Raw genomic sequence first — 13,539 nt, forward strand, 5'->3', positions numbered from 1 at the left:
GCTCAATGGGCAGTGTCGACACGGCGGCCTCCCTGGGTGGTGATCAGGCCTGGAACGGGCCGCATGACGAAGTCGAGGCCCGCCTCGCTTGGCTCGCGCGCCATCAGCCGCGCGATGGCACCGCACACCAGCGCCAGCACCGCCAGGCCCAGCGCGTTGTGCGCCCACGGCGCCAGCGGATGGCCGGCGCCCTCGCAGGCGATCAGCACGCTGTTGCGCACGATGTTGCCGGCCAGCACCGCGAGGCCGACCAGCGGCAGCCGGGCCAGGAAGCCACGGTCGGCGCGCCGCGCCCACAGCGCGACGGCGCAGGCCGTGAAGTAGCCGAGCCAGACCATCTGTACGCCCGAGCACGGCGCGTCGACGATCACCATCCGGCCATCGATCAGCAGGGTGCTGCCTTCGCGCACCACCTCGAAGCCCGGAGCCAGCAGCCAGCGGCTGGCCTCGGCCGTCACCACGCGCAGCGGATAGCCGGCGTAGAACTGCAGCGAGGACAGCAGCGGCAGTGCCAGCACCGCGAGACCCGCGACCGGCACGGCCGCCACGCGGCGCGGCAGGAAGGCCATGAGGCCCGCCGCCAGCGACAGCACCGCCAGCAGGCCGGCCGCGAGCGGCGGCAGCGCGGGCAGGCTGCCGAGGCCGGTGCGCAGCACGGTCGCCGCGAGCGTGCCGGTGCCGGCCAGTGCGAGCCAGCCCAGCCGCGGCGCGGCACGCAACTCGCCGCGGCATTGCCAGGCCAATGCCGCGAGCGCGACCAGCGCCAGCAGCCCGAGCGGATCGTCCGACCCGTCGACCATGCGCCGCAGCATCCAGGCCCAGGTGGGCGCCAGCGCGGCGAACTGCAGGGCCAGCCAGCCGGCGGCCGGGAAACGGTCGATGCGGATGCCCCAATCCACGACGCGTGGATGGCGATGGGCCAACGTAGCCAGTGACATGGTGTCGTGCCCCCCGCTCAAGCCGTGAAGCGGCGCGCATCGTGGCGGCGCGCGCGGCGGCGCAGCATCGCCAGCACCGAGAGCACGACCGCGATCGCGCCCAGCGTCTCGGGCTCGGGGGTGCTCGGCACCTCGGCACCGAGCGCGCCGCCGTCCACCGCGCTGTCGCTCACGCCCTGCGGCATCGGCAGCGGCTGGTTCACGCTGGCGCTGTCCTGCGGCGCGGCATTGCGCACCACCTTGTCGACCGCGATGAAGCTGGTGTACTGGGTCAGCAGGCTGTACTTGAGGCCGAGCTCGGTGATGCGGTCCTTGAAGGCGGCGCTGCCTTCGAGCGCTTCCTGGTCGCTGAGGCTCTGGATGCGATGGCGCGCCCACAGCGTGCGCAGCGCGGCCGTGTCCTGCCTCGTGCGCGCATCGATGCGCACTTCCTGGCGGTATGGGCCCTCGGCACCCTGGCCCTCGACGATCACGCGGCCGCGCGCTTCGCCGCGCCACTTGCCGAACACGATCACCGGCCGTTCGCCCAGCACGTCGGGCAGTGCCTGCGGCTCCACGTCGTACACGTCGAGCCCGCCGAAGGTGGCCTTCACGCTGGTCAGCACCGGCGACTCGACCATGCGGCGGAAGCGCGCGGCCTGCTCGGGCGCCTGCACCGGGTCGGTGATGATGAAAGGCTCGCCCATGCCGGCGCGCGCGATGCCTTCCATCAGGCTGCGGTTGACCGAGGAGCCGATGCCGAAGGCGAACACGTTGGCCTTCGAGAGGTTATTGCGCACCAGTTCGAAGGCCTCGCGCTCCACCGTCACGTAGCCGTCGGTCACCACCACCACGGTGCGCGAGACCTTCTCGTCCTTCGGTTCCGCATACACGCGCTTCAGTGCCGGGATCAACTCGGTGCTGCCGCTGCCGTTGAAGTTCTTGATGGTGGCCAGCGCCTGTTCGATGTTGGCGCGGGTCGCGGGCACCGAGGCCGGCGACAGCATCCTGTTGCTGCCCGAGAACAGCAGCACGTTGAAGGTGTCGCTGGGACGCAGGCCGCCGATCAGGCGCTCGAGCACCACCTTCGCGGTGTCGATCGGGAAGCCATGCATCGAGCCCGAGATGTCGACCACGAAGATGTAGTCGCGCGGCGAGATGGCGCTGGCGGCCACGGCCTTGGGCGGCTCGACCATCGCGAGGAAGAAGTTCTCGGCGTTCTCGCCCTGGCCCTTGTAGAGCATCAGCCCCGATTCGATCTTCTCGCCCGCGAGGCGGTAGTCGAGCACGAAGTCGCGGTTGTCCGCCGGGCGGCCGTCCGCGGCCAGCACGATCTCGGCATGGCGGTCCTCGTCGCTCTTCTTCACCTCGATGGCATGCGTCGCCGAGCGGATCTCCTTCAGGCCCATCGGCGTGTCGATGCTGGCCTTGAGCTGGAAGGCGGTGCCGGCCGCCACGCCCGCGCGCAGCGTGGGCTGGCCGACCCAGGGCGCCTGCGCATTCGAGGACTGCGGGCTGTTGTAGCGCGGGCCCACCACGGTGGGGAACACGAAGGCGTAGTTGCCCGACTGCGGCACCAGCAGCTCGCTGTAGCGCAGTTCCACCTTCACGTCGTCGCCCGGCAGGATGTTGGCGACGTTCATCTGGAACACGTTCGGCAGGTGCTGCTCGAGCAGCGCGGCGGTCTTGCCTTCTCGCTTGGCGGTGTCGTATTCGATCTTCGCCTGCTGCTTCTCGCGGATCTGCGCGGTGATCAGGCGGTCGGCCAGGCGCACGTTGAGGCCGCTCACGGCCGCCTGGGTCGAGCCCGGGAACACGTACCTGGCCTCGATGGGGCGCTGGCCCTCGTTGCGGTAGGTCTGGGTCACCGTCACGTCGGCGATCACGCCCGAAATCTTCACCGAGACCTCGGTGCCCTTGAGCGGCAGCCGGTCGGTCGAGGGATCGTCGCTCTTCACGAAGAAATAGGGGCTCTCGGTCTTCAGGCGCGGCGCGGCCGCTTCCTGCGCATGCACGGGATTCAGGCTCAGCGCGACGAAGCCCGCCATCGCGAGGCTCAGTGTCGCCAGCCAGAGCCAGCGGCCGGGTCGATGGGCTAGGGGGGTGTGCATGTCGGGTCCTCTTGTCGGTTGTCGGATGGCCCGCACTGTCGCCAGCCCGCGAGAAGGCAATGGGAAGGCTTCTTGAAGTCCGCCGCGTTGTGTGAAGTCCGCGTGAAGTCGCCGCGCCGCCCCGCTTCACACGGGCTTCGGATCGCGCGGCGAGCATCCGGTCCGTCGTCAACGAGGAGAGAAAAACATGCTGCAACTTCTGAAGGATTCGATGCTGGCCAAGGTGGGCGGGCTGCTGCTCCTGGTGCTGCTGCTGTGCATTCCGCTGGCCGAGATCGACCGCATCAACAACGAGCGCGGCGACAGCCAGCGCGAGGCCGCCGCCGAGCTGGCCGCCACCTACGCGGGCCCGCAGACCGTGGTCGGTCCGCTGCTGCTGGTGCCCTATGCCGAGCGCTGGATGGAGCCGCTGCGCGACGCGCAGGGCAAGGTGATCGGCCAGGAGGCGCGCAGCAAGGAGATGGCGCACGTGGTCTTCCCCGACAAGCTGCACATCGAGGGCTCGATGACGCCGCAGCAGCGCTACCGCGGCATCTTCAAGATCCCGTTCTACACGCTCGACGCCACCCTGTCGGGCGGCTTCGCGGCCTTCGACCCCGAGGCGGTCGCGCACAGCGAGCCCGATTCGAAGATCGAATTCAAGACGCCGCTCGTGGCCTTCAACGTGAGCGACCTGCGCGGCCTCGACGGTTCGCCCGCGCTGACGGTGAACGGCGCCGAACTGCGGCTGCGCCAGCGCGTGCCCGGCCTGCCCGACGATTCCTGGTTCGCCAACGGCATCCACGCGCCGCTCGGTGCCGCGGCGCTGGCCGCCTGGCAGACGCGCGCGCCCTTGCCCTTCGAGATGAAGCTGTCGCTGGTCGGTCAGGACACCCTGTCGATGGTGCCGATCGCCGAGGAGACCAGCGCGCACCTGAAGTCGCCCTGGGCCCATCCGAGCTTCGGCGGCCGCTTCCTCGCGGCCCAGCGCGAGGTCACGCCGCAGGGCTTCGATGCGCACTGGCGCGTGTCCTCGCTCGTGAGCTCGGCGCGCGAACAGGTGCGCGCCGACCTCGCGGGCCGCGGCGACGTGGCGGCGGCCTCGGCCAACGGCAACGTGCGCGCCGGCCCGCAGCCCTTCCATCCGCAGAGCTTCGACGTCTCGCTCGCGCAGCCGATCAATGTCTATTCGATGAGCACCCGCGCGGGCAAGTACGGCGCGCTCTTCATCGGCCTGGTGCTGATGGCCGCCTTCATGTTCGAACTGTTCCGCAAGCTGCGGCTGCATCCGGTGCAGTACGGCCTGGTGGGCCTGTCGATCGCGATCTTCTTCCTGCTGCTGCTCGCGCTGTCGGAGAAGCTGGCCTTCTGGCTCGCCTATGCGGGCGCGGCCGGCGCGAGCGTGCTGCTGCTGGGCATCTACTTCGCCGCCGTGCTCGGCAGCTGGAAGCGCGGCGCCGGTTTCGCGGCCTTCGTCGCGGTGCTGTACGGTGCGCTCTATGGACTGCTGGCCTCCGAGAGCAATGCGCTGCTGCTCGGCGCGCTGCTGATCTTCGGCATGCTCTCGGCGCTGATGCTGATGACGCGCAAGGTCGACTGGTATGCGCTGTCGCGCCGGCCCGAGGCCGCACCGGCGGCTCTCATCGATCCCACATGAAAGCGCTGCGCGTCGCGCTCGGTGCCCTGGGCTGGCTGGCACTCGCCTTCCTCTGCTTCTGGGCCTGGCACCTGAAGGATCCGCACCTGCGCTTCATGCGCGCCTGGGAAGTACCGCTGCTGCTCGCGCTCGCGGGCAGCGGCGTGGCGATCGTCTGGCGCTTCGCGCGCCGTTCGCTGCGCCCGATGCTGCTCGGGCTGCTGTGCGCGGTGATGCTCTGCAGCGGAGCCGACGAGCTCTCGAGCCGCCAGCGCCGCGCGGAAGTGCTCGCCGCATCGGACGCGCAGGCACGCAGGCTCGGCGCGCACTTCATCGTCGGCTACGAGAACGCCGAGATGCCGATGCTGCGCGAGCTCGCGCGCCACGGCACGATCGGCGGCATCTTCGTGACCGGCCGCAACGTCAAGGGCCGCGGCGCGACGCAGCTGCGCGAGGAGATCTCGAGCCTTCAAGACTTGCGCACGGAAGCCGGCCTGCCGCCGCTGATCGTCGCGACCGACCAGGAAGGCGGCGCCGTGTCGCGGCTCTCGCCGCTGATCGAACGCCAGCCTTCGCTCGCCACCCTGATCGATGCCGACGTGCCCGAGAACGAACTCGCGCAACGCGCCCGTGCCTATGGCGAGCAGCAGGGCAGGGCGCTCGCCGCGCTGGGCATCACGCTCAACTTCAGCCCCGTGGTCGACCTGCGCACCGGCCGCGCGCCGGGCCGCTGGGACCTGCACACCCGCATCGACGAACGCGCGATCTCGGCCGACCCGGCCCTCGTCGCCGAGGTGGCGCGGGCCTACGAGCAGGGCCTCGAAGCGGCCGGCGTGCAAGGCACGCTCAAGCACTTTCCGGGACTGGCCGGCGTGGCCGAGGACACGCACCACGAAGCCGGCTTCCTGCGCACACCCACGGCCCGACTTGCAACACATGACTGGAAACCGTTTCAAGAGGTGTCGGCTTCGACACAAGCGGCTGTCATGCTCGCCCATGTGACCGTTCCAGAACTCGACCCCGACCATCCGGCATCGTTCTCGCGCAAAATCGTGCAGTCCGTGATTCGCGGCGCGTGGGGGCACGACGGCCTGCTCGTCACCGACGATCTCACGATGGGTGCAGCCTACGACCGGGGCCTGTGCAACGCCACGGTGCGTGCGCTGAACGCCGGCGTGGACCTGCTGCTGGTCGCCTACGACCACGACAAGTACTTCGACGCGATGCACTGCGCGCGGCAGGCCGAACGCCGTGGCGCCATCGACGCCGCCATGCTGGCCGCGAGCGCATCGCGGCTGGCCCGGAACCCGCGCCTGCGCGGACTCTCTCAATAGCAGGACCTCCCTCATGTTCAATCCCTTCAAGCCCCGCTCACCCGACGCCCCCGAACCACCGCGCTGGCAGCGCATCGCCGTCTGGAGCGCCATCGTCGCCGGCTCGGGCGTGCTGGTGCTCGCGGTCGCGGGCGCCGTCGCCATCGCCCTGATCTCGCCGCGCCTGCCCGACAGCTCCGAACTCGCCGACTACCGGCCCAAGCAACCGCTGCGCGTGTTCTCGTCCGACGGCGAGCTGCTCGGCGAATTCGGCGAGGAGCGCCGCAACCTCACGCCCTTCGCGGCGATCCCCAAGGTCATGAAGGACGCGGTGCTCGCCGTCGAGGACGCGCGCTTCTACGACCACGGCGGCGTCGATTACAAGGGCTTCCTGCGCGCGGCGGTGGCCAGCCTCAAGGGCGGACGCAAGCAGGGCGCCTCCACCATCACGATGCAGGTGGCGCGCAACGTCTACCTGAGCTCCGAGCGCACGCTGAGCCGGAAGGCCTACGAGATCCTGCTGTCGCTGCGGCTCGAGCAGCAGCTCAGCAAGGACCAGATCCTCGAGATCTACATGAACCAGATCTACCTCGGCAACCGAGCCTACGGTTTCGCCGCGGCATCGGATGCCTACTTCGGCAAGCCGCTGGCCAACATCACGATCGCCGAGGCCGCGATGCTCGCGGGCCTGCCGAAGGCGCCGGGCACCAACAACCCGGTGGCCAATCCGCGCCGCGCCCGCGCGCGCCAGCTCTACGTGATCGACCGCATGCAGGAGACCGGCTTCATCACCGCCGAGCAGGCGGCCGAGGCCAAGAAGGAGGAACTCCACCTGCGCGATGCCGCCGACCCGAACCGGCTGCACGCCGAGTTCGTGGCCGAGACGGTGCGCCAGATGATGCATTCGCAGTACGGCGACAGCATCTACACCAGCGGCATGAAGGTCTACACCTCGCTGGTGGCGGCCGACCAGTCGGCGGCCTACCGCTCGCTGCGCCGCGGCATCATGGACTACGAGCGCCGCCAGCCCTACCGCGGTCCCGAGAAGTTCGTCGACCTGCCCGACGATCCGAAGGAAGTCGACGAGGCGGTCGACGACGCGCTGGCCGAGCATCCCGACAACGGCGACGTGATCGCGGCCGTGGTGCTCGATGCCTCGTCCAAGCAGGTCAGCGCGGTGCGCGCGAACGGCGAGGCGATCGAGATCAGCGGCGAAGGCCTGCGGCCCGCGCAGTCGGGCCTGGCGGCCAAGGCGCAGCCCAACATCAAGATCCGCCGCGGCGCGGTGATCCGCGTGGCGCGCACGGCCAAGAACAGCTGGGAGATCACGCAGCTGCCCGAGGTCGAGGGCGCCTTCATCGGCATGGACCCGCGCACCGGCGCGATCAAGGCGCTGGTCGGCGGCTTCGACTACAGCAAGAACAAGTTCAACCACGTGACGCAGGCCTGGCGCCAGCCCGGTTCGAGCTTCAAGCCCTTCATCTACTCGGCCGCGCTCGAGAAGGGCTTCACGCCCGCCACCGTGGTGAACGACGCGCCGCTGTACTTCGAGCCCGGCGCCAACGGCGGCCAGCCCTGGGAACCGAAGAACTTCGACGGCGGCTTCGAAGGCCCGATGCCGCTGCGCACCGCGCTGATGAAATCGAAGAACCTGGTGACGATCCGCGTGCTGCAGTCGATCGGCACCGACTACGCACAGGACTGGATCACGCGCTTCGGCTTCGACAAGGACAAGCATCCGGCCAACCTGCCGATGGCGCTCGGCGCGGGCTCGGTCACGCCGCTGCAGATGGCCGCCGGCTATTCGGTGTTCGCCAACGGCGGCTACCGCGTCAATCCCTACCTCGTGACGCGCGTGACCGATGCCAAGGACAAGGTCCTGATGGAAACCGAGCCGCCGGCGCTCGACGAAAGCAACCGCGCGATCCCCGCGCGCAACGCCTACCTGATGGACTCGCTGCTGCAGAGCGTGGTGCGCAACGGCACCGGCTTCAAGGCCTACCAGGCGCTCAAGCGCGACGACCTGTTCGGCAAGACCGGCACCACCAACGATTCCTTCGACACCTGGTTCGCGGGCTTCCAGCCCACCATGGTCGGCGTGACCTGGATCGGCTACGACACGCCGCGCCAGCTCGGCGTGCGCGGCGAGACCGGCGGCAGCCTGAGCCTGCCGATCTGGACCGGCTACATGCAGACCGCGCTGCGCGGCGTGCCGGTGGCGCAGCTGCCCGAGCCGCCGGGTCTGGTGCACGTGGACGGCGAACTCTACTTCGACGACTACGCGCCGGGCCGCGGCGTCGCGAGCCTGGGCCTCGAGCCCGAGGTGGCGCCGCAGCCGGTCGAGGTGCTGACCGGCGTGCCGATCGGCGCGCCGCCGCAGCCCGAGGAGCGCAACCGCATCCTGGACTTCTTCCGCTAGGACGGCGGGCGACAAGGGCCGCGCCGGGGTCTCTACACTCGGCGCACTCCCTTCCTTCCCGTTCGCCCGTTCCCAAGTCCATGGAAATCCTCACCCTGGTGGCACTGATCGCCATCGGCGCCTACTTCCTCAAGTCCCACGACCAGCGCCGACGCATCGCGCTGCTGGCGCGCCACCTGGGCAACTACCAGATCGAGAAGCTGATGGAGAACCTCACCGAGGGCTACCTGCGCTGCCTCGGCGAGGACGATCCCGAGCGGCGCCAGCAGATCTGGGGCGTGCTCGACGCGACCGAGGCACGGCTCGCGGCCCAGTTCTCCAATTTCGCGGCCGAGTTCGCGCGCGTCGATGCCGCGCAGGCGCGCGTGAGCACCTCGCCGCTGGCGACCCTGCCCTATGCGCACCTGCTGTTTCCGCGCGAGACCTTCGACCTGCGCGCGGCCTTCGCGATCCATGCGCGCGGCATCAACGAGGTGATGCACAACCGCGCCGGCCGCAGTCCCAAGGACAAGGCCTACATGCTCTCGGCCGAGCTGTTCCTGATGCAGCACACCTGCCACTGGTTCTGCAAGTCGAAGATGGTGGCCTCGGCGCGCATGCTGGCGCGCCACAAGACCCCGTACGAACAGCTGATCGCCTCGGTCAGCGAAGGCACGCGGCGCGACTACCTCGCGCTGATCGGGCGCCAGTAGCTCAGGCCGGCAGCAGCGGCAGCGTGAGCGTGGCCACCGCGCCGCCGCGCGTCGCGTTGCCGAGCTCGATGCGGCCGTGGTGCAGCGCGGCGATCTCCTTGACGAAGGCCAGGCCCAGCCCGGTGCTCTTCTTCTGGCTGTGCGGCCGCGCCAGCGAATAGAACTTCTGGAAGACCTTCTCCTGCGCGTAGTCGGGAATGCCCGGCCCGCGGTCGCGCACGCTCACGCGCGCGAGCCGCGAGGTGGTTTCCAGGTTGATCAGCACCTCGCTGCCGGTGGGCGAGAAATCGATGGCGTTGTCCAGCAGGTTGCTGATCGCGCGGCGCAGCAGGAAAGGATCGCCCTCGACCGAAGCGTTCGCGCCCGTGCCTTCGCGCACGTTCACCTGCACCCGGATGTTGCGCTGGGCCGCCGCGCTCTGCGCGCCGGTCGCGATGTCCTCGATCAGCGGCGCCAGCGCCACCGGCTGGGTGCGCTCGAGCGCGCGCCGGGTTTCGAGCGCGGTCAGCTCCATCATGCGGTCGACGATCTCCTGGATGCGCTGGGTCTCGCGCGCGATGTTGGCGAGGAAGCGCTCGCGCTCCTCGTGCGGCATCGAGGGTTCCTGCAGCAGCTCGGCCGCGCCGCGGATCGCCGACAGCGGGCTCTTCACCTCGTGGGTGAAGGTCTGCACGTAGTCGGCGACGTAGTTGCGGCCGGTCAGCGTGTCGCGCATCTCGCTGAAGCCGCTGCGCACCGCATCGACCGCGCGCCGCGCCATGCGCCGCAGGCTCAGGCTGCGTTGCGCGCGCACCCAGCCCCAGTAGTCGCGGATCAGCCCGAAGGGCCGCACCAGCCAGACCGAGACGATCACCGCGAGCAGCAGCAGCGCCAGCGCTGAACCCACGCCGACCCAGATCGTGCGCGCCCGCGCATCCTCCACGAACTGGCCGAAGCTCTGCACCGGCTTGCCCACGCTGACCATGCCGACGATCTCGTTGTTCCAGCGGATCGGCGCCCCCACGTACATCACCGAGGTGCGCGGATCCACGTCGACGTCGCGCGAGGTGCGCGCGCCGTAGAGCCCGGCCAGCGTACGGCTCACGTCGCTCCATTTCGAATAGTCGGCACCCAGGTGCCGGCCGAGCGAATCGAACATCACGCGCCCGCCCCGGTCGGTCACGTAGACGCGCAACTCGACCCGGTTCTTGTGCAGGTTGTAGATCTGGGCCGAGAACTCGCGCGCATAGAGCGTGCGGAACAGCGGCTCGAGCCGCGCCGTGTTGATGGCGCCCGCGATCACGTCCTGCTCGACCAGGCTGGCCACCAGTTGCGAGGTCTCGACCAGCGATTCCTCGGCCGACTCGCGGTAGCGCGGATCGATGTCGGAGACGACGCGGTACAGCAGGAAGGCGATGCCGGCCGTGTAGATCAGCAGGATGCCGATGAAGATGCGCGTGCGCCGGGTCACGAGATCCTGGCGGGCAGTTCTTCGTTGAGGGCGTAGCCGGTGCCGCGCAGGGTGCGGATCGGCTCGACCTCGGGCGCGATCGCCTTGAGCTTGGCGCGCAGGGTCTTGATGTGGGCATCGACGGTGCGGTCGAAGCTCTCGCTGGCATCGTCCCAGACCCGCTCGAGCAGCTCGTCGCGCGTGAACACGCGTCCCGGGCGCTGCACCAGCAGGCGCAGCAGGCCGTATTCGTAGCGCGAGAGTTCGAGCAGGCGGCCGTAGTAGCGGATCTGCATGCGCTCCTGGTCGAGCATGAAGGGCAATGGTGGCGCTGCGGGCGGTTGAGCGGGCGCAGGCGACGTCTGGGGGGCGAGCGCATGGGGGACCCCCTGCCCGCCGCCCGCGGACGCTCCTGTGCCTCCTGGCGAGCCTCCACGCGCACTGCGCCGCAGGATGGTTCGCACGCGCGCCACCAGTTCGCGTGGCGAGAAGGGCTTGGCGACGTAGTCGTCGGCGCCGAGCTCCAGCCCCACCACGCGGTCGATCTCGTCGCTGCGCGCCGTGAGGAACAGCATCGGCACCTCCGGTCCGCCCATGGCCTGGTTCAGCGCGCGCAGCCGCTTGAACAGCTCGAAGCCGTTCATGTCGGGCAATCCCACATCCAGTATCGCGAGCGCCGGCGCTTCCTGCGCGAACTGGGCCAGCGCGTCTTCCGCGGTGGCGCACCAGACGGGCGTGAAGCCGTCGCTGTTGAGCACGTACTGGAGGGTGTCGGCGATGCCCGATTCGTCCTCGGCGATCAGGATCCGCGGTTTGAAGCTCATCCGGCGATGGTAGCGAGCGCCACGGGGCGGACGCCAGCCACGTCGACGGCGTTGCAACGAGGCGCGGCCTTCGGACTTTTTTTCGGGCGCGACCTTTGGTCTCTCTCTATTTCTTATTCTTCTTATTCAAATTAGTAGTAGTAGATAAGGGTCCGCCCCTTCTGTGGACAGGCCGATTTTTTCGTTATGTGACAAGCACTTGTCATACAGCGGTCACTGTGCGCAGCCGTGCTTCCGTGCTGTCGCGGCCAAAGGGACAACCTGGCGCATCCGTCCGGCGCTGTGGATAACCACCTGCTTGTGCCAGAACTCTCCCCAGAGTTGTCCTTTGACAGCCCTCCGGAAATCTGCGAAAGGCGTTTTTCGGGTGAGGAAATTCATTGCCCAATTTTTAAGCGGCCTGTAGATTTCCCATAAAAATCAATAACTTGCCGCGCCCCTACAAAGTAGTTCTGTGGTTATCCACAGAGTTGCACCCGCTTTGTGGGGAGAACGCGCGGCGGAACCTTCCCCCGGTCTTCCGACCGAACTTCGTCCTTCACCTTGTGGAAATTCCAGCCGTGACACCTTCCGAAACCCAGGCCATCGTGACCCTCAGCCTGCTGGCCGCCTTCGTCGACGGCGAAAAGCACGAACGCGAGCGCGCCGAGATCAAGCGCATCGCCGAAGGGCTGTCGCAAACCGATGGCCTGAACCTGCCGACGCTCTACCAGGACGTGCTGATGAAGCGCGTCTCGCTGCCGTCGGTGGCGGCGCAGCTGCAGAGCACCGAGGCGAAGCAGCTCGCCTACGAGATGGCGGTGTGCGTGTGCGATGCCGACGGCGCGCAGTCGCAGGCCGAGCGGATGTTCCTGGCCGACGTGCGCACCTCGCTCGGGCTCGATGCCTCGGCGGCGCAGTTCTCGAACCAGGCCGAGGAGATCGCGGCGGCCGGGGCGGTGGCCGGTGCCTCCGCGGGAGCCGTGGTGGCCGCGGCGCCGGTACCGGCCGTCGCGGCGGGCGCGTCGCCGCTCACGCCCGACAGCGCCGAGCTCGACAAGTCGATCCTCAATGCCGCCATCCTCAACGGCGCGCTCGAGCTGCTGCCCGAGACGCTGTCGACCATGGCGATCATTCCGCTGCAGATGAAGCTGGTCTACCGCATCGGCAAGGCGCACGGCTACGAGCTCGACAGCGGCCACATCAAGGATTTCATCGCCACCGTGGGCGTGGGCCTGACCTCGCAGTACCTCGAGCAGGCCGGGCGCAAGCTGCTGGGCGGGCTGCTCGGCAAGGTGGGCGGCGGCCTGCTGCGCGGCGTCGGCAAGCAGGCCGTGAGTTCGGGCATGAGCTTCGCGACCACCTATGCGCTGGGCCATGTCGCCAAGCGCTACTACGCGGGCGGCCGCACGCTGTCGACGCAGATGCTCAAGGACGCCTTCTCGGGCGTGGTGCAGGAAGGCCAGGGCCTGCAGTCGCGCTACCTGCCGGCGATCCAGGAGAAGGCCCGCACGCTCGATGCGGGCAAGGTGCTGTCGCTGGTCCGGGGCGCCTGAACCGTCAGGCGGTCTTCGACAGGTCGTCGAGGATCGGACACTCGGGCCGCGCATCCCCGTGGCAGCAGTGCACCAGGTGGGCCAGGGTGCTGCGCATCGATTGCATGTCGGCGATGCGCTGCTCCAGTTCCTCGAGGTGCTTCTGCGCGATGCGCTTCACGCTCGAACTCGTGCGCCGGCGGTCGTGCCACAGGCCCACGAGCTCGGCGATCTCCTCCATTGAGAAGCCGAGGTCGCGCGAGCGCTTGATGAAGCGCAGCGTGTGGATGTCGGCATCGCCGTACTGGCGGTAGCCGCTGTCGGTGCGCGCCACCGCGCTCAGCAGGCCCAGGCCCTCGTAGTGGCGCACCATGCGCGCGGACACGCCCGACAGCCGGGCGGCCTCGCCGATCGCCACGGGGCCGTGCGTGACCGGCACCTTCACTGCACCCGGTAGCCGGCGTTCTCGATCGCCGCCACCAGGTCCTGGCGCGGCTGCTGGCTCAGCACGTCCACATGGCCGGTCTCGAGGTCGACCGTGACCTGGGCCTCGGGGTCGACCGTCTGCACCGCGTTCTGCACCGCGTTCACGCAATGTCCGCAGCTCATGCCCGCGACCTGGAATTTCTGGCTCATCGTTTCTGCTCCTTCGTGGATGACAAGGTGGGCGTTGGCCCGTTCGGAAACCGAAGTCTGAACCTTGCC

The 13,539-nt window shown here is 69.0% G+C and carries 11 protein-coding genes; 5 read left to right on the top strand and 6 right to left on the bottom strand.

Going from position 1 to position 13,539, the window contains the following annotated elements; all coding sequences use genetic code 11:
* Positions 1 to 2: 2 nt before the first annotated feature.
* Together xrtQ and AC1HIL_RS03945 are read right to left on the bottom strand one after the other, a co-directional pair.
* Positions 3 to 938: an exosortase Q gene (gene xrtQ, locus AC1HIL_RS03940; RefSeq protein WP_057591837.1), complete on the bottom strand. Its 936-nt coding sequence runs from the start codon at positions 936 to 938 to the stop codon at positions 3 to 5.
* Between the two features lie 17 nt (positions 939 to 955).
* Positions 956 to 3,028: a VIT and vWA domain-containing protein gene (locus tag AC1HIL_RS03945; RefSeq protein WP_479671196.1), complete on the bottom strand. Its 2,073-nt coding sequence runs from the start codon at positions 3,026 to 3,028 to the stop codon at positions 956 to 958.
* A 187-nt stretch (positions 3,029 to 3,215) separates the two neighbouring features.
* On the opposite strand from AC1HIL_RS03945, the gene creD reads away from it, so the two are divergent.
* The 4 genes from creD (at position 3,216) to AC1HIL_RS03965 (ending at position 9,067) form a co-directional block, all read left to right on the top strand.
* Positions 3,216 to 4,664: a cell envelope integrity protein CreD gene (gene creD, locus AC1HIL_RS03950; RefSeq protein WP_479671197.1), complete on the top strand. Its 1,449-nt coding sequence runs from the start codon at positions 3,216 to 3,218 to the stop codon at positions 4,662 to 4,664.
* Complete coding sequence (locus AC1HIL_RS03955; RefSeq protein WP_479671198.1) at positions 4,661 to 5,977, top strand: glycoside hydrolase family 3 N-terminal domain-containing protein; 1,317 nt, start codon at positions 4,661 to 4,663, stop codon at positions 5,975 to 5,977. Before creD ends, AC1HIL_RS03955 begins: the two co-directional genes overlap by 4 nt.
* Before the next feature lie 13 nt (positions 5,978 to 5,990).
* Positions 5,991 to 8,375, top strand: coding sequence for a penicillin-binding protein 1A (locus AC1HIL_RS03960; protein ID WP_479671199.1), 2,385 nt, complete (start codon positions 5,991 to 5,993; stop codon positions 8,373 to 8,375).
* Between the two features lie 80 nt (positions 8,376 to 8,455).
* Positions 8,456 to 9,067, top strand: a complete 612-nt coding sequence (locus tag AC1HIL_RS03965) for a hypothetical protein (protein ID WP_057591832.1) — start codon at positions 8,456 to 8,458, stop codon at positions 9,065 to 9,067.
* Between the two features lies 1 nt (position 9,068).
* Here the strand turns inward: AC1HIL_RS03965 and creC are convergent, their stop codons facing one another.
* Complete coding sequence (gene creC, locus AC1HIL_RS03970; RefSeq protein ID WP_413761931.1) at positions 9,069 to 10,517, bottom strand: two-component system sensor histidine kinase CreC; 1,449 nt, start codon at positions 10,515 to 10,517, stop codon at positions 9,069 to 9,071.
* Positions 10,514 to 11,320, bottom strand: coding sequence for a response regulator (locus AC1HIL_RS03975; RefSeq protein ID WP_479671200.1), 807 nt, complete (start codon positions 11,318 to 11,320; stop codon positions 10,514 to 10,516). The genes creC and AC1HIL_RS03975 overlap by 4 nt, the downstream gene beginning before the upstream one ends.
* Before the next feature lie 560 nt (positions 11,321 to 11,880).
* Here AC1HIL_RS03975 and AC1HIL_RS03980 point away from each other — a divergent pair.
* Positions 11,881 to 12,855: a YcjF family protein gene (locus AC1HIL_RS03980; RefSeq protein WP_479671201.1), complete on the top strand. Its 975-nt coding sequence runs from the start codon at positions 11,881 to 11,883 to the stop codon at positions 12,853 to 12,855.
* A 4-nt stretch (positions 12,856 to 12,859) separates the two neighbouring features.
* Here AC1HIL_RS03980 and cueR read toward each other — a convergent pair whose 3' ends face one another.
* On the bottom strand, positions 12,860 to 13,207 hold the full coding sequence (gene cueR / locus AC1HIL_RS03985; protein ID WP_409976546.1) for a Cu(I)-responsive transcriptional regulator: 348 nt from the start codon (positions 13,205 to 13,207) through the stop codon (positions 12,860 to 12,862).
* A gap of 68 nt (positions 13,208 to 13,275) precedes the next feature.
* Positions 13,276 to 13,470, bottom strand: a complete 195-nt coding sequence (locus AC1HIL_RS03990; RefSeq protein WP_057591827.1) for a heavy-metal-associated domain-containing protein — start codon at positions 13,468 to 13,470, stop codon at positions 13,276 to 13,278.
* Between the last annotated feature and the right edge of the window lie 69 nt (positions 13,471 to 13,539).

The sequence above is a fragment of the Variovorax sp. ISS6 genome (genome assembly GCF_056523145.1).